The sequence below is a fragment of the Arthrobacter terricola genome, from assembly GCF_004354015.1.
Classification (GTDB): domain Bacteria; phylum Actinomycetota; class Actinomycetes; order Actinomycetales; family Micrococcaceae; genus Arthrobacter; species Arthrobacter terricola.
Window position 1 is genome coordinate 40,953 of record NZ_SMRU01000006.1, and the last position, 20,701, is coordinate 61,653.

Annotated in this window: 15 protein-coding genes; 7 read left to right on the forward strand and 8 right to left on the reverse strand. The window is 63.9% G+C overall.

All coding sequences use genetic code 11. The features are described 5' to 3' along the window. Positions 1–9: 9 nt before the first annotated feature. Positions 10–2,448 (reverse strand): patatin-like protein, encoded by a 2,439-nt coding sequence (locus tag E1809_RS06375; RefSeq protein ID WP_133203384.1) that lies wholly within the window; start codon positions 2,446–2,448, stop codon positions 10–12. Between the two features lie 589 nt (positions 2,449–3,037). Between E1809_RS06375 and E1809_RS06380 the strand changes: the two genes are divergently transcribed. The 7 genes from E1809_RS06380 (at position 3,038) to E1809_RS06410 (ending at position 13,857) form a co-directional block, all read left to right on the forward strand. Further along, complete coding sequence (locus E1809_RS06380) at positions 3,038–4,507, forward strand: glycogen synthase (protein ID WP_133203385.1); 1,470 nt, start codon at positions 3,038–3,040, stop codon at positions 4,505–4,507. A 23-nt stretch (positions 4,508–4,530) separates the two neighbouring features. Further along, on the forward strand, positions 4,531–5,970 hold the full coding sequence (locus E1809_RS06385) for a glycosyl hydrolase family 57 (protein ID WP_133203386.1): 1,440 nt from the start codon (positions 4,531–4,533) through the stop codon (positions 5,968–5,970). Then, positions 5,970–7,121 (forward strand): polysaccharide deacetylase family protein, encoded by a 1,152-nt coding sequence (locus E1809_RS06390; RefSeq protein WP_133203387.1) that lies wholly within the window; start codon positions 5,970–5,972, stop codon positions 7,119–7,121. Before E1809_RS06385 ends, E1809_RS06390 begins: the two co-directional genes overlap by 1 nt. 69 nt (positions 7,122–7,190) lie before the next feature. Next, on the forward strand, positions 7,191–7,793 hold the full coding sequence (locus E1809_RS06395) for a DUF1214 domain-containing protein (protein WP_133203388.1): 603 nt from the start codon (positions 7,191–7,193) through the stop codon (positions 7,791–7,793). Position 7,794: 1 nt separating this feature from the next. Further along, on the forward strand, positions 7,795–8,454 hold the full coding sequence (locus tag E1809_RS06400; RefSeq protein ID WP_133203389.1) for a DUF1254 domain-containing protein: 660 nt from the start codon (positions 7,795–7,797) through the stop codon (positions 8,452–8,454). Between the two features lie 124 nt (positions 8,455–8,578). Next, on the forward strand, positions 8,579–13,534 hold the full coding sequence (locus E1809_RS06405; protein WP_133203390.1) for an NAD-glutamate dehydrogenase: 4,956 nt from the start codon (positions 8,579–8,581) through the stop codon (positions 13,532–13,534). A gap of 101 nt (positions 13,535–13,635) precedes the next feature. Continuing rightward, positions 13,636–13,857: a hypothetical protein gene (locus E1809_RS06410; RefSeq protein ID WP_133203391.1), complete on the forward strand. Its 222-nt coding sequence runs from the start codon at positions 13,636–13,638 to the stop codon at positions 13,855–13,857. Between the two features lie 97 nt (positions 13,858–13,954). On the opposite strand, the gene E1809_RS06415 is transcribed toward E1809_RS06410, so the two are convergent. From E1809_RS06415 to E1809_RS06445, 7 genes are all read right to left on the reverse strand, one after another. After that, the gene (locus E1809_RS06415; RefSeq protein ID WP_133203392.1) at positions 13,955–14,203 is read right to left on the reverse strand and encodes a hypothetical protein; all 249 of its coding nucleotides are present in this window, start codon (positions 14,201–14,203) and stop codon (positions 13,955–13,957) included. 197 nt (positions 14,204–14,400) lie between these two features. Next, entirely contained in the window at positions 14,401–15,993 is a 1,593-nt protein-coding gene (gene hutH / locus E1809_RS06420; RefSeq protein WP_133203393.1) for a histidine ammonia-lyase, read from the reverse strand. A 5-nt stretch (positions 15,994–15,998) separates the two neighbouring features. Beyond that, positions 15,999–17,726, reverse strand: a complete 1,728-nt coding sequence (locus E1809_RS06425; protein WP_133203394.1) for a urocanate hydratase — start codon at positions 17,724–17,726, stop codon at positions 15,999–16,001. 170 nt (positions 17,727–17,896) lie between these two features. Continuing rightward, the gene (locus E1809_RS06430; protein ID WP_133203395.1) at positions 17,897–18,706 is read right to left on the reverse strand and encodes an IclR family transcriptional regulator; all 810 of its coding nucleotides are present in this window, start codon (positions 18,704–18,706) and stop codon (positions 17,897–17,899) included. A gap of 160 nt (positions 18,707–18,866) precedes the next feature. Beyond that, complete coding sequence (locus tag E1809_RS06435) at positions 18,867–19,850, reverse strand: NAD(P)-dependent alcohol dehydrogenase (RefSeq protein WP_133203396.1); 984 nt, start codon at positions 19,848–19,850, stop codon at positions 18,867–18,869. Next, positions 19,847–20,080, reverse strand: coding sequence for a helix-turn-helix transcriptional regulator (locus tag E1809_RS06440; RefSeq protein ID WP_133203397.1), 234 nt, complete (start codon positions 20,078–20,080; stop codon positions 19,847–19,849). The genes E1809_RS06435 and E1809_RS06440 overlap by 4 nt, the downstream gene beginning before the upstream one ends. Then, positions 20,074–20,499: a hypothetical protein gene (locus E1809_RS06445; RefSeq protein ID WP_133203398.1), complete on the reverse strand. Its 426-nt coding sequence runs from the start codon at positions 20,497–20,499 to the stop codon at positions 20,074–20,076. The genes E1809_RS06440 and E1809_RS06445 overlap by 7 nt, the downstream gene beginning before the upstream one ends. Between the last annotated feature and the right edge of the window lie 202 nt (positions 20,500–20,701).

Genomic DNA, 20,701 nt, shown 5'->3' on the forward strand with positions numbered 1-20,701 from the left:
CGGGGTCGCTTACGGCCCGTTGCGAGCAGCAACATGGGCCGTAAGTGACCCCGCGTCGAGATCCGCGATGGAAGCCTCGAGGAATTCCTTGGTTACACAGCCCCGGGTTTTTGCCTTGAGGATTCCCAGGCCCGCTTCCTCCGCGAGCACTGTGCGGAGGGCATCGGCTACCTCGCGGCTGCTGATTCCTGGTTGGATCAGGCCGAGTAGTTTCGCGGTGGCGTCGAGGCGGCCCCAAAGGTAGTCGTTTTCACGCCAGTCTTTGCGCAAGAACGCGGCGAACTGCCCCAATCCTGTGCCCTTGAGCTTGGGGCCTTCGCTGGTGACGGCTCCGTCTTCAGGGCTGATCCGGCTGATTTCGATCCGCTTGGATTGCCGGATTTCAGACAACGCGAGAATCGGATAGACCACGGCGTCCCACAGAGGGTAGCCGGCGTACGCTTCCAAGAGCCGCTGCGCTTGATTCGCATTGCTGCGCGGCCACGCCTTGAGTAGCCCGCTGAATTCGTTCCAAAATGCCGTGTCCTGGCTCGCGCGTGGAGACTTCAGGCTTGCGAGGAAGGAATCGAGGGATTCCATGTTTTCCCTCGCGAATCCGTGGGGGTCGAGCGCCGCCGGTTCCTTGTTGGCCACGCGGGCAAAAAGGGCAGCACCGGTTTTCGCCGCGCTGTTCAGCGTTTCCGGCAAGGCGTGAAGTGATTCCAACGCGTCGTAGACGGCGGTTTTCGCCGCGTCCACTAGGGCTCTTTCAGCGCTGTCCGGCCGGTCCTCATATAATTTGTTGAGTTCCTGGATGAGGAACCGGAGCCGACGTTCCTGGTAAGGCACGTCGTAGTCACCGAAAAAGCCCTTCAAGCCGTCAATACTGAAGTTGGCGTTTTGGCCCTTCTGCAGCGCCCATGCCCGGAGGACCTCCCGGATGAATGCGGCAACGCTTGATTCCTCGGAGTATTTGAAGATCTTGGTGACCGCTTTGCCGAGGTTTACGGCGATCGCTTCCAAGCGGAGCTGAAGATAGCCCTCCAGATTTTTGCCCATCTCGGTAGCAGCCAAGCGTGCGAGATCGTCCTCGACGAAGCAGACGTCTCGGTACTCGGTGGTGCCGGTGACCCTTTGCCCACGATCGTTCAATACTTGCCCGATCCTCGACTCGAGGCCTTTCGTGAGGTCGCTGATCTGTTCAATACGCGCGTTCCGGTGCCGCAATCCGACCAGTCCCTCCAAGATGGACTGATGCGCGGGAATCGCAGTTGCCCCCGCCACCATGCTCCCGGGCCAGCTCGGGAGGCGCACCTTACGGTTCGGCAAGGGGGGAACGGGATGGGGATCGATGTAGACGAGGTAGCGCTCAACCTCTGTGTCCGCACGCTTGTGTTCTATGGTCTTGATGGCATGATCGAACGGGGCGTTGTCCAGGACGCCGCCGTCCATGAACCAGGTCTTGCGGGGGTCGTCCCCCCATCCCCTGTAGTCGTCGAAGAAGTCCTTCACGAACTTCCTCGTCTTGAATGGCGTCGCGTCCCAACTGTCCCCTGTTTGGGCGAGTGCATTGAATGCCTGGGCGAATCCTTCGATGGTCACCGGTGGAAACCCGCCGGGGAAACTGGACGTCGTACGGGCGGCGAAGGCCAATACGGGGTTGCCGTCCCGTTCGAACTGGTTCTCCGCCGGAGCTCCGGAGACCGCCCTGAAGTGCATTACGTGGCGGTGCGACACATCCTGGAGGATCGTTCCGCCCGGATGAAGCACCAAGAATCGCTTGTGTCCGGCGCCATCGGTAATCGGGACGAATAGGTCCAACGACTGGCCCCGGGGAATGAGCGGTCCTGTAGTTATCGGGGGCGCGTTGTCTATCGCCTGAAGGCTCCGGCTGACCAATCCGACCATTCCGGGTCCGTCCAGCGGAGCGGCGTCGGGCGTGAACACAAGCCTTCCAACGAACTCCACGAGGCGAAACCACACGTCCCCGAATCCAGCCATGAGGGTCCGGACATCTGCCTGGTTGAGCCAGAGCTTCTTGAGCGGTTCGAGGGATCGGCCGATCGCCATGGCCTTCGCCAGGAACAAGCCGTCGAGGCCGCCTGCGGAAGTACCGGAAACGATATCGACCACCACCCTCGGCAGGGCGCCCTGGTGGTTCTTAGCGCTTTCGCGGAGTGCCTGCACATAGGCGTAACGGGTTGTTTCCGGCGCGATGTCCTGTGTTTCGCCGGACTCGAGGAGCCGCGAGGCGATGACCAGCTCAAGGATCTCACGCGTCACCCCATACATATAGACGGCCAGGGACACGCCCCCATAGCACACTAGTGCTAAGCGGATTTCCCTCGTTGGACCAGCGGCACCGGGGCGCCCATCAAACTCAGCTGCCGGGCCGCCGTCGGACGCGCCGCCACTCGGCCGGGCGCGGGGCAACCACCTCCGAAGGCTGAGCTTCCGCATCCAAGCCATTTGACGATCCCGCTCTGGTGAAGCTGAACAAAATCCGGCGCGCACGGGACAAAATCACGAGCGTAGCGGCTTAAATCTCACCCCGCCGGCGTCGGCTGTCAAGGCCAACGCCTTAGCGTTCTTGAGGCCAGGAGGGGACCTATGGCAAGCTCCGGGACGTTTCCGACGCGCTCAGTCTGGTCCTCGCCTCGCTCACCGTTCAACCAACCGGCAACGCGACGACATCTTCGCGTAACGTCGGATTTTCCGTGAATTAACACCCCGCTCGAACATGACGTGGGGGGTCCGCATGCTGGAGGACCGGTGTCCTAGTATGGGGCTCGGCGAGACCCCGTCACGCCCTTGTCATTAGCCGCAGAGAGCCCGGCACAACAGGCATTAGATGGCGCTCGGAATTGGAAGTCCAGGGTGATCAGTCCACCTGCCGTTGCTGCCGTTCCGGCAAGGCGGCACCGGCCAACAAGGCCGGGGCGGGCGAAGACTCCGGCAACCAGGCCGTCTGCGAAGACCGGCCAGTAGAGGATCGCCGCCCGCGGCACCTCGTTTGCACGAGGCGCGGTGGGCGGCTGGAGCACTTCGGAGGTATTGCATGTATGTGGTGATGGTGGCCAGCGAATGCGCACCGGTGGCAAAAGCCGGGGGCTTGGGCGATGTGATTTTCGGGCTGAGCCGTGAGCTGGAGATCCGGGGGCACGAGGTAGAGATCGTGCTGCCCAAGTATGCGGGCATGCGGCACGAGGATGTGTGGGGGTTGACAATTGACTACCACGACCTCTGGGTGCCGTGGCACGGGGATGCGGTCCATTGCAGCGTTTGGTTCGGCTACGTGCACGGGCGAAAGTGCTTTTTCATCGAGCCCCACTCGGACGAAGGGTTCTTCGACCGGGAGCTCATGTACGGTTACGCCGACGACGTGGACCGCTTCACGTTCTTCTCCAAGGCCGCCATGGAATACCTGTACAAAGTGGGGAAACGCCCGGATGTGATTCACTGCCACGACTGGCAGACGGGACTGGTCCCGGTGCTTTTGTATGAGCAGTACGGGCATGTGATGCCCGACCAGCGGGTGTGCTACACCATCCACAACTTCCGCCATCAGGGTTTGACCGGCCCCAAGGAGCTTTGGAGCACCCAGCTGGGCCGGCCAGACTATTTCCTGGACCGTGTCCGCCTCGGCGACGACCACAGTTTCCAGGCGGTGAATTTGATGAAGGGAGGGGTGGTTTACTCGAACTTCACCACCACAGTCTCGCCCAACCATGCCGACGAGGCCCGCTACGGCGACGGCGGGGACGGGCTGGGGCCGACCTTGTCGACACATCAGGCCAAGTTCGGCGGGGTACTCAACGGCGTGGACTACGACACCTGGAACCCCGAAATCGATCCTTTCATCCCTGAGCGGTATTCGGCAGAGTGGATCGACGGCAAGTACGCCGCAAAGAGACGACTGCGCGAACGGCTCTGGATGCGGGACACCTACAGCCCTATCGTTGCCTACGTGGGACGTCTCGACACCCAGAAGGGTGTGCACTTGGTGCATCACGCCTTGTTCTACGCCCTTGAGAAGGGTGCCCAGTTCGTGCTCTTGGGTGACGGCCTGGACAAAGAGATCAACGGACACTTCCGGCATCTCAAGCACTACCTCAATGACAACCCGGACTGCCATCTGGAGGTCGGATACAGCGAGGAACTGTCGCACCTGATCTACGCGGGGGCGGACATGCTCGTGGTGCCGTCGATGTTCGAGCCGTGCGGCCTGACCCCGATGATCGCCATGCGCTACGGGACCATCCCGGTAGTCCGCGGGGTGGGCGGCATGGTCGACACGGTCTTCGACCGGGACTTCTCGGACCGTCCGGACTGGCAGCGCAATGGATACGTGTTTCACCAGGCCGACAACGCCGCCGTCGAATCGGCGCTGGAACGGGCGTTCGGGCTGTGGTACGACCACCCCGGCGAGTTCCGTCAGCTGATGCTCAACGCGATGCGCAGCGACTACTCCTGGGCCCGCCCCGGCCAGGACTATGTCAACATCTACGACCACATCCGCCACAAGTAGCCCGACTACGGGGAGGGAATCCGATGGACGAATACGTGGACGGCCTGCCAAACATCTGCGGGGAGGAGACCATGATCGCCCGGGCGATCGCAGCCAGCCGGGAACAGCGGGTGTTCAACAGCATGGACCCCGCCCGGCTGGACAGCGGCTTCGCCGCGGCGTTACACATGCACCAACCGTTGATACCCGCCGGAGGGCAGGATCTGAAAAGCGCGGCGGTGATCTCGAACCTTGCGTGGATGATGGACAACCCGGACCAAGGCGACAACCACAACGCCCCGGTCTTCGCATGGTGCTACAAGCGGATGGGTGAGTTCATCCCGCAACTCCTCGATCAGGGACTGTCACCCCGGGTGATGCTGGACTACTCAGGCACCCTGCTGCACGGAATGCGTCAGATGGGACGCGACGACGTTTTTGACGCGCTAACCAGGATCACCCGTGAAGATCCTTCGCGAGGTGCCGTGGAGTGGCTTGGATCCACTTGGGGGCACGCCGTGGCCCCCTCCACGCCCGTCCAGGACTTCCGGCTGCACGTCAGCGCCTGGCAGCACCATTTCGCCGCCATCTTCGGCACCGAGGCGCTCGGCAGAGTTCGAGGCTTCTCGCCAGCCGAGATGGCTCTGCCGAACCAGCCCGATGTCGCCTATGAGTTCGTGCGCACGCTGGTTGAGTGCGGCTACGAGTGGGTTATGGTCCAAGAGCACACCGTCGAACAACCCGACGGCCGACCCTTGGACCGCCCGCATCTTCCGCACCGGCTCACCTGCACCAGCTCCACCGGTGAAACCGCCACGATCACCGCGATCGTCAAAACGCAGGGCAGCGACACAAAACTTGTCGCCCAGATGCAGCCCTACTATGAGGCCAAGGGTCTCAGACCGCTACAGCTGGGGGGCCGGACGGTCCCGCCGCTGGTCACGCAGATCGCAGACGGCGAGAACGGAGGGGTGATGATGAACGAGTTTCCCCCCAAGTATTTTGAGGTCATGGCCGAATCTTCCGGATCGTCCACGCCCGCCCTGAACGTTTCCGAATATCTCGACGCCCTCACCGCCCTTGGTATCCAGCCAGAGGACCTGCCACCGATCCAGCCGGCGGGCCAGCACCGGGTCTGGGAGCGGCTTGCTCCCGGCGAGGGACCCGAGCGGCTCAAAGAAGTGATCGACCGGCTCTCGGGCGAGGACGGCGGATTCCACATGGACGGCGGCAGCTGGACCAATAACATCTCCTGGGTGTCCGGCTATGACAGCGTCCTTGCCCCGATGCAGCGGGCCAGCGCCCTTTTCAACGAGCGATTCCTCAAAGCCGGGGTGCCGAGCAGCGATCCCGCCTACCGGCGGGCTCTGTTTCTCCTGCTCGCTTGCGAGACCAGCTGCTACCGCTACTGGGGCCAGGGCCTCTGGACTGACTACGGCGCCGAGCTCGCCCGCCGAGCGATCGAAGCCTGCGAGGCCGCCTGATGGCCGGGCAGATCGACTTCGCGCTGGTGCTCAACCTGCACCAACCTGCCGGCAACCTCGAGCACCTGCTCGAGACCGACCCATGGGCGGCACGAGAGATCCTCTACGCCCTCGACCGCATTCCAAGGTCCCTCTGGCCCTACGAGGACATCGGCCGGGTCCACCTGTCGATCTCAGGCACCCTGCTCGAGACCCTCGCGGACCCTGCCTTCCAGTCCCGGGTGTATGGGATGGTGGACTGTGGATCCCTGCTTTGGCACTTGCAGAACACCGCCATCATCGACATCCTGGGAACCGGGTACCACCACCCCGTCCTCCCACTCATTCCCGCCCACGACTGGCCCGATCACCTCCAAGCGTGGCGCCACATAGGCCAACGGCTCTTCGCCCGACCCCATACCGGCGGCTTCTGGCCACCCGAGATGGGCTTCACTATGGAGCTCATCCCCCTGCTGCAGGCGATGGGCTACCGCTACGTGCTCGTGGACTCCAACAACGTCGAGGCAGTCGATGCGATGCGCTGGGACGAGCTGCGCTACCGAACACATGTCGCGCGCCACGCCGGCGCCGAGATCACCGTGGTCGTGCGCGACAGGGAACTCTCCGACGCCCAGGAGTCCGGGATGGACCCGGACTGGTTCATCCGCGAGGTCAATGCCCGCGCCCGGCACTGCGAGTTCACGCCTTTGGTCACCACCGCCACCGACGGCGACAACGGCGGATGGTTCAGAAACACGACCGATGGCGCCAACTTCTGGACCGCCTTCTACCAGCCCCTCCTCGAACGCGCCCGCGGCGGCACCGCAGGCGGGATCACCCCCGCCTTCATCGGCGATCACCTCGACCGCCACCCACCCTACGGCGAAGTCCGAGTGCGCGACGGGGCCTGGAACACCGGCTGGCACGACGGAAGCGGCTTCACCCAATGGACCGGCAGCCTCGCCCAGCGTGACGCCCTCGAACGGGTCCGGCAGGTCAGCCAGCAACTTCAAACAGCCGCCAGCAGGACCGACGTTTTCAACCCCGGCCTCGAGCTGGCCCGCCGCCATCTCCTCCAAGCCGAGACCAGCTGCAACTTCTTCTGGGGCGAAGCCTGGCTCGGCCGATGCCATGACCAACTCGACCAGGCCGCCGCCATCACGCCTAGCTGAAGGGACGGAAACCGATTCTCTCCTGCACCACCTGTAGCGCTGGCCACAGAGGCAAGCTAGTGTGCGGGCATGGCTGGTTTCCTCACGTGGGTATCGCAATCCGGGGTGGTGCAAGGAATCATCATCGGTGCAACATTCGCATTCTTGACGGCTGTCCTCGTCATGAATGCCGTGATCAAGACGGTGACAACAACCGTCAATGGCTGGAGCGCCATCCGGGCGTGCGGCCGCCCGGAGAACGGCGTCCTTGTACGGGCCGCCTGCGCCAAAGCTCTTCCGGCGGTCAACGTCTTTGAAGAGGCCGCCTACTGGACGGCCACCAAGGACGGGTCCGGGCAGGGCCTCAGCGGCAACCAGGAGTACGTCCTGCGCTTTCCGGCCGGGCAACTCCCGCCGAACGACGCCTTTTGGTCCCTCACAGTGACGGACATGGTGGGCTATATGGTCGACAATCCGATCAACCGGTCCAGCATCGATGACGGTTCGGAGCTTGTGGAAAACTCCGACGGATCAATAGACATTTACCTTCAACGAGCCGCTCCCAGCGGGCGTGAACAAAACTGGCTGCCGACCCCGGCAGGGAAATTCAAGCTCATGCTCCGTGCCTACTTGCCCGGCACGGAAATCCTCAATGAGAAATACCAGGTCCCACCGATCATGAGGATCCAGTGACATGAACCGGCTTATTTTGAAATACGGATTCCCTATCACCGTGGTCATCCTGGCAATATTTGCGTGGGTCGTTTTCCAGCGGATTTCCCGCGGATGGGACGAAGTGGTTCCCCTCGCGATTGTGGCCGTGGTGGTGTGGGTGCTGGGCGCCCCGGCCTTCATCTACCTTTGGCCGCGCATCACGGTCAATGGCTTTAAGCGGGCAATCCTCAAGCACGGCCTGGGCGGTGGGCCTATCCCGCTTAATTCGCTGTATGCGGCGCCCCTCACTTCTTCGTCCTCGGCACCCGCCCGGAGCCTCCTGGCAACGGGGACCAACAAGCTGCTCTACGTCGCCGGTTGGCTCGATCTGAAGAAGGGGCCGCTGATCCTTCGCGTCCCGGACATGGCAGGCCGCTATTACAGCGTGCAATTCACCGACCCCTCGAACAGCGCTAATTTCGCCTACGTCGGAAAGCGCGCAACCGGAACGCGGGCCGGCGAGTATTTCCTCACTGGCCCCGATTGGAACGGAACTGTACCGGCGGGAATGACACGGATTTCTTCGCCCAACAATTCAGCGCTTGTGGTTGGACGAGTATTTGTCGCGAACGAAAGCGATCTCCCCACCGCGTACGGACTGGCGCAACAGATTCAGCTCGTTCCGCCAAACCTCGCGTAGCACCCGGGAACTCCCCCTCCCCAAACCTTTACGGCCTGCCGAGCCGCGGCCATGATGAAAGCAGGCGCAAGGCCTCGCCGACCGCATCGCACGGCCGTTCCTTGCGTGGCGGAGGCGCAGTGAGATGTCACCAAGGATCGGGTCCGCGGAAGGATTCCTGACCGACTACTACGAGCACGTGGCCGACGACGACGTCCGCAGCTACAGTAGCGACACCCTCTTGGACCGGGCGCGGTACCACCGCTCTTTGGCGGAGCGGCGCACTCCCGGCCAGGCCGTCGTCGGGATCCTCAACGAGGCTGAGGCCAGCATCGTCGCCATCGTCACCGACGACATGCCGTACCTGGTCCCGTCCATCACCGCGGAAATCACCAGGGACAACACGTCCATCCGCCTCCTGGTCCACCCCACCTTCAGCGTCAGCCGCGACACTTCAACCCACGCGCTGAGCGAAGTGCGCCGGGGACCGTCACGCGCGGGCCTGCCGTCCGGCAATGAGCCTTCCGTGCCTGCAGCCGAAGACCACGACGACGGCGGGCGGCTCACGGAGGCGTGGATCGCCGTCGAGATCTCCCGGTTGCCGGACGATGCGAGCGCCGAGCGACTTGTCGAGCGGCTGCAGGCCGTGGTGGGCGATGTCCGGGCGGCTTCGAAGGACTCGGCTGCCATCGATGGGAAACTCGACCGGGAAATCCGTGCTTTGGAAGCCCTCGAGGAGCGGCTTCCAGCGGCGAGGGATACCAAGGAGTTGCTGACTTGGCTCGGCGACGGGAATTTCGTTTTCCTCGGCTACCGCGAACCCAACGGACGCCGCGGATTGGGCCTGCTGAGGGACAAGGTCACGTCCCCCGGAGCCCCGGAGGTGACGCGCCGCAAGCGCGGTCCAGGACTCGGCACGAAGCCCGAACTGATCCTGAGCAAGTCCACCCTGCGCTCCACGGTTCTCAGGCGCGCATATCTCGACGAAATCACGATGGCAACCGTCAACGAAAACGGCGAACGCACGACCGAATGCACCTTTGTGGGCCTCTTCGCACCAAGTTCGGCATCCCGATCGGCCTTGCAGATCCCCGTCATCCGCGACACCGTCAAGCAAGTTCTCGAGTCGTTCAATTACCCGCCGAATTCGCATGACGGCAAGGAACTCCTCGCGGTGCTTGAGGCGTATCCGCGGGATGAGTTGTTCCATATCGACGCCAGGCAGTTGGCCGCCCATGTAGGCGAAATCCTCCGCCTCCAGGAACGGCACAGCACGCGGCTGTTCCTCCGCCCGGATTCGCACGGCCGCTTCATGACGGCGTTGGTGTTCCTGCCGCGTCACCGGTTAAGCAGTGCGGTCAGGCTCAACATCGAGCGCGAGTTGCGCGAGGCTTTCGGTTCGGACGCGATCGAGTTCGAGCTTCGCCTCGGCGAGTCCGACATGGCGCGGTTGTTCTTCCGTATCCTGCTGCCCGACGGCGGTTTGGTCACCCCGGCTGAAGCGCCCGACGCCGGTCCGGTCACCGCAGCCGCGGTCGCCTCGGTCGGTGCGCCTGCCGCCGTCGTCGATCCCGCGATACTTGAGCAGCGGATCATCGCGGCGACCCGCTCGTGGGCGCAAGGCCTCGACGAAGCGCTCCAGGCGCAGTTCCCCGCGAAGGAGGCCGCGCGGCTGTCGCAGCAATGGGTTTCGGCGTTTCCCCCAAGCTACAAGGCCGATTATGCGGTGGAGGACGCGGTTGATGATATTGCCCGCTTCGAAAGCTTTGGCCCGCCGGGTTCGCCCACTGGGCCGGACGGCGACCCTTTGCTGACCATCTACCGCCGCCCGGGAACGGCCGTCTTGGCCGAGGACGCCCGGATCCGGCTGTACCTGACGCGGCCGCAAAGCCTCACCCAGATCCTGCCGTTCTTCCACAATCTGGGGCTCCAGGTCCTGGACCAGCGGCCGTTCGACGTGCATCCCGCAGACGGCCGCGCCTTCTTCTTGTACGACCTCGGCCTTAAATACCCGCGCGGAGTGGACCCCCTGGCGACGGGCGAGCTACTGCAGGATTCCTTCCGCGCCGCGATGCGCGGCGACGTCGAATCGGACGCCTTTGATGCGTTGGTGCTGCGCGAAGGCATCGACTGGCGGCGGACGGCCGTGTTGCGGGCATATTCGAAGTACCTTCGCCAGCTTGGAAGCACCAATTCCTACGGTTTCATCGCCGACACCCTGCTGGAGAACGTTCGGGCCAGCAACGCGCTGCTTGAGCTTTTCGAGGCCAAGTTCGATCCCGACAGGTTCGAACCCGATCTTTTCGACCCCGAACTGCTTCACGCGACCAGCAAGTACAGCGCCCGGCAACTGGCCATGGACGCGGCGCGCGCGAAACTGGCCGAAGCGATCGACGCCGTTCCCGTCCTCGACGCCGACCGCCTCCTCCGCTCGCTGGCGAGCTTGGTTGAAGCGACACTGCGCACAAACTTCTACTTGGGCAAGCCGTACTTGAGCTTCAAGCTCGATCCCTCGAAGATCCCGGCAGCGCCGGCTCCCCGGCCGAAGTTCGAAATCTGGGTCTATTCGCCCCGGGTCGAGGGTGTCCATTTGCGGTTCGGTTTGATAGCCCGCGGCGGCTTGCGCTGGTCCGACCGCCGCGAAGACTTCCGCACCGAGGTCCTCGGCCTGGTGAAGGCGCAGACCGTCAAGAACGCCGTCATTGTGCCTACCGGCGCCAAGGGCGGCTTCTATCCCAAGCAACTTCCCGATCCGGCGGAGGACCGGGCTGCTTGGTTCGCGGAGGGCCAGGAATGCTACCGGACCTTCATCCGCGGCCTGCTGGACATTACGGACAACCTGGTTGCGGAACCGGGCGGATCCAACGGGCGTACGGCGCCTCCCCAACGCACGGCTCCAGCCCAACGCACGGTACCGCCGGCCCGCGTAGTACGGCACGACGGCGACGACTACTACCTCGTGGTGGCGGCGGACAAGGGGACGGCAACGTTCTCGGACATCGCCAACGCGCTCGCGTCGGAGTACGGATTCTGGCTCGGGGATGCGTTCGCTTCGGGCGGGTCTGTCGGCTATGACCACAAGCAGATGGGCATCACTGCCCGGGGCGCCTGGGAGTCGGTGCGGCATCATTTCCGCGATCTCCTCATGGATTCCGACACGGAGGACTTCACGGTAGTGGGAATCGGCGACATGAGCGGCGACGTCTTCGGCAATGGCATGCTCTTGTCCAAACACATCAAGCTGGTAGCGGCTTTCGACCACCGGCATATCTTCCTTGATCCCACGCCGGATCCGGCAATTTCCTTCGCGGAGCGGAAACGGCTCTTCAAACTCCCGCGATCGTCCTGGGCGGACTACCGCGCCGCCAAGATCAGTCCGGGCGGCGGCGTTTACTCCCGCCTGGACAAGTCGATCCCCGTTTCGGAACCGGTGCGCCGGGCGTTGGGTTTGGCGAGCGATCCAGAACAGGATGAGGGCACGACGGCGATGTCCCCGCCGGAGTTGCTTAAGGCCATCCTCACGGCCCCGGTCGACTTGCTGTACAACGGAGGCATCGGCACCTATGTGAAGGCCTCGACGGAAACCCATGGTGAGGTGGGAGACAAAGCAAACGACGCTATCCGGGTCAACGCCGGACAATTGCGGACCCGCATCATTGCCGAGGGCGGCAACCTCGGCGTCACCCAGCGGGGCAGGATCGAAGCCGCCCTGGCCGGGATCCTCGTGAACAGCGACGCAATCGACAATTCGGCCGGGGTTGACTGCTCGGACCATGAGGTGAACATCAAGATCTTCCTGGACCGGATGATCGCGGCAGGCAAGATGCCCGCCGTCGAGCGGGCGGCCTTCCTGCACTCGCTCGAGGACGAAGTGGGGCGCCTGGTCCTGAAAACCAATGTCGACCAGAACGTCCTCCTGCTCAACGACCGCCAATTGGTCCTCAAGTGGAGCCCGAGCTTCGAACGGACAATGGATTGGCTCGAAACCGTCACGGACCTCGATCGGGACCTCGAGTGCCTGCCGACCACCCGGGAGTTACAGGCACGGGTGGCTGGGGGCACCGGGCTGACTTCTCCGGAACTAGCGGTGCTTGCGGCCTATGCCAAGATCGAGCTATCCCGTGAGTTGACCGAGGGCGGCCTCGCCGACGATCCGTGGTTCTCAAGCACGCTGCGCGGCTATTTTCCACGCCGGATTTCGGAAAGGTTTGGCGAGGAACTCTTCGCCCATCCCTTGAGGCGCCAGATCGTGGCAACTGTGGTGGCCAACGACATGATCAACTTCGGCGGGATCGCTTTTGCCTTCCGGACCATGGAGGAAACCACTGTCTCGGCCGTGGCCGTGGCCCGCGGTTTCGTGGTCATGCGGCAGATCTGGGACTTCGACTCGGTCATGGACGCAATCGCGCGGGTTCCGGCGAATGTCCCGAGCGAACATGCTTGTGCCGTAGCGCTGGACATGCGCCGCTTGCTGGACCGCTCAACGCGCTGGTACGTGACCCATGATTTCCGGGACAAGCCCATCGCGGACGCCATGGCACGGCTCGAACCGCCCATGGCCCAATTGCGCTCGAACTTCACCCGCTTCCTCCACGGCATGAACCTGCAGCATTCCTTGGTCCGCCTCGCCAATACTGACGCCCAGGGAATACCGCACGAGCTCGGGATCCGGGCATCGGAACTCCTGGTCAGCTACGGGCTCCTGGACATTTCCGCGATCGCCGAAGAACTCCAGGAACCGGCGGAGGCCGTGGCGGAGGTGTATTTCGCGGTGTTCGAAAGGATCTCAGCCATACCGCTCCTGGAACACATCACGCTGTTGCCGCGGGAAACCCATTGGGAAGCATTGGCCCGGGCAGCGCTGCGGGATGACATGTACCTGGTCCTCGCAGACATGACCAAGGAAGTTGTCCGGCATACTCCGCGTTCTTCCGCGATCGGCACGGATCCGGTGGAGCGGATCATGGATTGGGAACACGGGAACATCGAGCAGCTCGCGCGTATCCAGGACACAATCCAGGAGGCAATCAAGCCCGGCCCGGTGGACATCGCGGCCTTGTCTGTGGCCGTGAAACTGCTTCGCGCGATGGTCCGTCACTGAGCTGTCAGGCTGTCCGCTTGCCAGTCATCTGACAAATCCTTGCGACAGGACTATGATTGATCAGTCGCCTTCGCATGCGACAAGTAAGAGGAGGCCCCCAAATGATCGCTGCCCCAACAGCAGAACGCGAAATCCGCTTGTCTTTTTCAAGCGCGGAGGAAATGCACGACGGACTTGATCGTGCCGTTAACTCCCTCATCGAGAGCGCAGCCACGGATGCCAACTGCGGCATCCTGGTAACCCGCCACGAGCCCGGAAGCTACACGGTAGCCCTGGACGAGTCAGTGCCGTTCGGCCAAACGCTCGAGGCAATCGCCGCCTGAACACCCCCAAAGACGGCAAAAACCGGGGCTTGTTTGCCAAACCGCACTCACAAGGAGCGGGATGGCAAACAAGCCCCGGTTTCTCTGTTTAAAACCCTTACGCCCTACGCAACACCACGCCGTCGGACTTCATGAAAAGCTGCTTGGCCGCTTCATCGGCGCCTGGTCCCGCAGGTTCGAGCCACACAACGTTGCCGCTGCCCGACACTTCCTGCACCTCCCCGGCCGCAACCACGTGAGCATGCCTCACGACTTCGATCCGCTCCCCCACCCTGAGCGTTCCCCAGTTGGAAACGACGGCGGACTGTGCGATTCGCCTGGACATGACCGTCCCGCGTGCCTTCATTGAACTTCTACCCCTTTGTGGATGTTCGTTGTTTCAGTTGTGTGTGTCGGATCTTTCCCCGGCAGGCCCACGACATCGTCGGCGTGGACATGCCGTACCCCATAAGTTCTACTACATGAAAAGCGCCCCGGGGCGTGTTTTGCCAAACATTTCCGGGGCGCTTCCATTTGTTCATCCGATCAGTATTTTGTTCGGATTCAGGCGAGAATTCCGACGGCGGATTCGGCCGCCGCACGAACGTCGCCGGAGCCGACCAAACGGTCCGCCGCTTCCAGCTCAGGTGAGAGGAAGCGGTCGGTTCCCGGGCCGTCGACGACGCCGCGCAGCACCTCGATCACAGCCGCACCGGCAGGCCCGGGCGTGAGTTCGCCGTCGGACAGTTTGGTGCGGATGTCCAGCGCGCGGGCGCTCGTGACGAGTTCGACGGCGAGTACGCGGCGCAGGTTCTCCACGGCCTTACGGAGCTTGCGTGCAGCGTGCCAACCCATGGAGACGTGGTCTTCCTGCATCGCGGAGCTCGGGATGGAGTCCACGGACGCCGGGACGGCCAAGCGCTTGTTGTCCGAGACCAGGCCGGCCTGGGTGTACTGAGCGATCATGAGGCCCGAGTCCACGCCGGGATCATCGGCGAGGAACGCCGGGAGTCCGTGCGAACGGGCGGGATCGAGCATGCGGTCCGTGCGGCGTTCGGCGATCGAGGACAGGTCGGCGACAGCGATCGCCAGGAAGTCCAGGACGTACGCCACGGGTGCGCCATGGAAGTTGCCGTTCGAGGAGACCCGGCCGTCCGGCAGGACCACGGGGTTGTCGATGGCGGCCGCGAGTTCGCGGGACGCAACGAGTTCCGCGTGGGTCACGGTGTCGCGGACAGCACCGGCCACCTGGGGAGCGCAGCGCAGCGAGTACGCGTCCTGGACCCGGGAATCGCCTTCGCGGTGCGAAGCGACGATTGCCGAGTTGGAGAGCACGCGCAGCATGTTGTCCGCGCTGGCCGCCTGGCCCGGGTGGGGCCGCAGGGCAGCGTGCAGCTCAGGCAGGAACACCTGGTCCGTGCCGAGCAGCGCCTCGACGCTGAGCGCCGCGGTGATGTCCGCCGTCGTGAGCAAGAGGTGAAGGTCGGCGATCGCCATCAGGAGCATGCCGAGCATGCCCTCGGTGCCGTTGACCAGCGCCAGCCCTTCCTTCTCCGCCAAGGTGACCGGAGCAATGCCGTGCGCGGCAAGCAGCTCAGCAACGGCCGGACGGCCGGGAACGCCGTACAGTTCGCCGTCGGGACCGGTCGCTTCGCCTTCGCCCATCAGGACCAGGGCACAGTGCGAGAGCGGCGCGAGGTCGCCGGAGCAGCCCAGCGAGCCGAACTCGCGGACTACGGGGGTGATGCCCGCGTTGAGGAGGTCCACCATGGTCTGCAGGACCACGGGACGCACGCCGGTACGGCCCGAGGCGAGGGTCTTGGCGCGCAGGAACATGATGCCGCGGATCACTTCGCGTTCAACGGCGGGGCCCATGCCCGCGGCGTGGCTGCGGATGAGCGACTTCTGCAGCTGCGTGCGGAGTTCGTTGGGGATGTGGCGGTTGGCCAAGGCGCCGAAGCCGGTGGACACGCCGTACGCCGGGGTGTCGCTGTGGGCGAGCCCGTCGATGTGGGCACGGACCTTGGCAACGGTGTCCAGGGCTTCCTGGGAGATGGTCACCTTGGCGTCGTAGCGTGCGACGGCGACGACGTCCTCCGGGGTGACGCCGCTGGATCCGAGGGTGACGGTGAGCGGCTCGTGGGTAATCGTGGTCATTGTTCCTACTTCTCGTTCATGGGGATGCGGACGCCGCGTTCCCTGGCGACCTCGACGGCGCGGTCGTAGCCGGCGTCGACGTGGCGGATGACGCCCATGCCGGGGTCGTTGGTCAGGAGGCGTTCGAGCTTTTCGGCCGCGAGGTCGGTGCCGTCAGCGACGGAAACCTGGCCCGCGTGCAAGGAACGGCCGATGCCCACGCCACCACCGTGGTGGATGGAAACCCAGGTGGCACCCGAGGAGGTGTTGATCAGGGCGTTCAGCAGCGGCCAGTCGGCGATCGCGTCCGAACCGTCGGCCATGGCCTCGGTCTCGCGGTACGGGGACGCCACGGAACCGGAGTCCAGGTGGTCGCGGCCGATCACGATGGGGGCCTTGACCTTGCCTTCCTTGACGAGCTGGTTGAACAGCAGGCCGGCCTTGGCGCGTTCGCCGTAGCCGAGCCAGCAGATGCGTGCCGGGAGGCCTTCGAACTCCACGCGCTCCTGCGCGGCATCGATCCACTTGTGCAGGTGGGTGTTCTCGGGGAAGAGCTCCTTGATGGCCTCGTCCGTGACGCGGATGTCTTCCGGGTCACCGGACAACGCGACCCAGCGGAACGGGCCCAGGCCCTCGCAGAAAAGCGGGCGGATGTACGCCGGGACGAAGCCAGGGAACTCGAACGCGCGCTGGTAGCCGCCCTTGCGGGCTTCGTCACGGATGGAGTTGCCGTAGTCGAACACCTCGGAGCCGGCGTCCTGGAACTCGACCATGGCCTGCACGTGGCGGGCCATGGAGGCCTGTGCCTTCTTGGTGAAGCCTTCCGGATCGGCCTCGGCCTCGCGGTGCCAGTCCTCCACCGTGATGCCTTCGGGCAGGTAGGACAGGGGGTCGTGCGCGCTGGTCTGGTCCGTGACGACGTCGATGGTCAGTTCACCGGCCTTGTGGCGGCGCAGCAGTTCCGGGAAGACCTCGGCTGCGTTGCCCACGTAGCCGACGGACCAGCCGCGGCGTTCGGCCTTGGCCTTCTGGACCTTGGCGATCGCGGCGTCGAGGTCGGTCTCAACCTCGTCCAGGTAGCGCTTGCCGGCGCGGCGGCGCAGGCGGGTCTCGTCGACGTCGACAATCAAGCACGCGCCGTCGTTCAGCGTCACGGCGAGCGGCTGGGCGCCGCCCATGCCGCCGCAACCTCCGGTCAGCGTCAGCGTTCCGGCCAGCGGACCTTCGGTGGAGCCCTCGACGGCGGGAGCCGGGTGACGTCCCTCGGCCGCCAGCTTATTTCCGACGGCGGCAAAGGTTTCGTACGTACCCTGCAGGATGCCCTGGGTACCGATGTAGATCCAGGAACCAGCGGTCATCTGGCCGTACATCATCAGGCCCTCGGCCTCGAGGCGGCGGAACTCGGGCCACGTTGCCCAGTCGCCTACGAGGTTCGAGTTGGCCAGCACCACGCGAGGCGCCCATTCGTTGGTGCGGAACACGCCCACCGGCTTGCCGGACTGGACCAGGAGGGTTTCGTCCTTTTCCATGGTCTCCAGGGTGCGGGTGATCGCATCGAATGCAGCCCAGGAACGGACAGCGCGGCCGGTGCCGCCGTAAACGACGAGGTCGTCCGGACGCTCGGCAACCTCGGGATCGAGGTTGTTCATAAGCATCCGCAGCGGAGCCTCCGTCTGCCAGGACTTGGCAGTGAGCTCGGTGCCACGGGGGGCCTTGACCGGACGGGCTCCGGTAGTGAAATCAGCGGGTGCCATGATGACTCCTTCGTCTCTGGAGGGTTGCTAGGGGAAAGTCCTTCTGTATCCAGTACAGCCCCTCCGCAAGCATCTCGGAACGGCTTTCCGGCGGGTGCTGTCCGGTATTACAGACTCACTCGATTGGCGGCCGGACCAGTTTTGACGGGTGCTGCGATGCCGGCTGCCAACTAGTTCGGTTGGGGGCGGCCGTGGATGCGGATGGACAACTCGTCGGCTGTTTTCTGGATGCGGGCGGCGAGCGCCGGCCACTCCCCAACAGGCACCCGGTCCTCGAGGAACGTGACGGCGACTGCCGCCGTCGGCCACCCCAAATGGTCCGTGACGGCTGCGGCGACTGAACCGAAACCGGGCGTCACTTCGCCGTGTTCGGTGGCGTAGCCACGTTGCCGGACCTGGTCCAGGTGCGAGGACAGCGCGGAGTACTTCATGATGGGCGATTCCATCTCGTGCCTTGCCGTAAATGCTGCGGCATTAGGGTAGAGAGCCCTGACCTGAGACTTTGGCAGGGCGGCCAAAATGGCGCGGCCGCTCGCGGTGAGGTGGCTCGGAAGGCGGACACCGACGTCGGTCACGAGGGACGGGCGGTTCTTGGCCCGCTCCTCCACGATGTAGAGCACGTCCCGGCCGTGCAGCACGGCCAGGTGGGCGCTCTCCCCGATCTGGTCCACGAGAGCCGCGAGCATGGGTCGGCCGAGGCGGGACAGCGGCTCTTGGCGCGAGTAGGCAGAACTGAGTTCGAAGGCGCTGATGCCCAGCCCGTATCGCTGCTCCTCGTGGAGATGCAGGACGAAGCCGTTCGCCTCCATGACTCCGAGCAAGTGGTAGACGCTGGAGCGCGGCAGGCCGAGGGCGGTGGCAATGTTGGATGCTGCCATGGGGCCGCGCCTGGACGCCAGCAGCTTCAGGATGCGCAGAGTGTTTTCCGCGGCGGGCACCTTGGACGTGGCCCGGCCTTGGGTGGTCGGCTGTATGGTCATGGCTCCTCTTCGAGTGCACGGTATTACACGGTTCCGTCGCCTGCCCCGGAAGGTTCCCCGGGGCAGGTGTCCGGTATCCCGTACTTAAGCGTGCGCCTTGGGCAGCCGATCCAGAAGCCAATCACCGAGGGAAGATGTCTGGGATTCCAGACATTTGCAGCTACCCTTCGGATACCACCGTGACCACCACTTTGCCCCGGACTCCGCCTTCATGCGCGTAACGGATTGCGTCCGGAGCTTCGGGGAGGAGGAACGTCCTGTCAATGACCGGTGTTACCTTGCCAGCGTTGATGAGCGCCGAGACCGCTTGCAAGTCGTCCTGGCGCTCCACGGCGATCAATCCGCTGAAATTCTGGCCCCGGAAGAGCGAATGCAAGGGAGCTCCCATGCCACGCTGAAATCCGCCGAGCCAGCGGCCGCCCCCTTCCCCGCCCACAATGACAAGCCTCCCCCGCGGAGTGAGCGCCTTCCGGAGCTGCTTGAGCGGACGGTTGCCAGCCGTGTCCAGGATGAGGTCGAAGCGCTCAGGCCCGTCAGTGAAGTCTTCCTTGGCGTGGTCAATGACATGGCCGGCACCCGCTTGCCGGACGAGCTCCACTTTCGAGGTACTGCACACCCCGGTGACGTCCGCCCCGAAAGCCTTGGCCATTTGGACCGCGAACAATCCCACCCCGCCTCCGGCGCCGATAACAAGGACCTTCTCCCCGGATTGGGCCTTCCCGCTGCTCCTCAGGCCCTGGAGCGCCGTGGTTGCCGAGATGGGCACCGCCGCCGCCTGTTCGAAGCTCAGCATGGTCGGCTTGGGCGCAATCTTGTCCTGCTTGGCGCAAACATATTCGGCAAAGGATCCTTCGCAGGTGCCAAAGACGGCGTCGCCGGGCCGGAACCCGACTACTTTGGCGCCCACTTCTTCCACGACGCCGGCCACGTCCCGGCCGCGAACGCGGTTCTTGGGCCTCGTCAGGCCGAATCCGAAGAGCCTGGTCAGGTACGGAAGCCCGGTCATCAGGTGCCAGACGCCGGGATCGACGCCGGCGGCATGGACCCGGATTAAGACCTCGTTTTCGCCCGGAACCGGCTGCTCGATGTCCGAAAGCTGAAGTACGTCAGGGGAACCGTAGGCGTCTTGGACGATTGCTTTCATAGCGCTTCTCCTTCATTGCCCGGGTAGTGGAACACGTCGTCGAGCGACACATCCAGCGCGCGGGCTATTTGGAATGCCATCTCAAGGGACGGCGAATACCGGCCCTGCTCGATGGCGATGATGGTCTGGCGGGTCACCCCGATAGCGTCGGCCAGTTGGGCTTGGGTCATTTCCTCGCGGGAGAAACGCAGGGCGCGGATGGAATTGGTGACCTTGGTCGGTTTCACCACGCCTGGAAACCCCGCCGATACGCGATGACCTTGGTGATGGACCCGAGGACTGCCGATAAGACGAACCCCAAATAGATCACGTTGGCGATCCAAAAGTAGTCCAAAGACACCATGGCCATAATGAGCGCGGCGACCGCCCCTGCAATGACGAACGACTGGCCGACGTATTCGCCGAAGCGGTAGATCTCCCGGTCCCGCTGGTCCTTTCCCGCATTTCGGGGCGAAGCCATGCGGATCAGGATGTGGAGAACGATGGATATGACGATCGATGCTCCGATGGTCCACAACATCGGAGCGGCGTAGGGCACGGACGTCAGCGGAATTACCGCCGCCTGCCCCAGGACAATGACGAGGTAAGCAGCGTAGGAGCCCACGGCAAGTACGCCCATGATCCAAGCGCTTTTCTCTTCGAACGACACGGCGCACTCCCCTTGGAAACGCTGGACATGTAAAACAAAGTTGACACGGTTAATGTAAAACTTCCTTTACATCGAGTCAAGAGCTTTTTACTTCTCGCCCGAGGAGGCCCCGATCCAAGGTCTGAGAACCGAGACAGCGATCCCCCGTGAGAACCATCACAGCCTGCTCCGGGATGGTGTGCTGGTTAACAGTCCCCCTCCC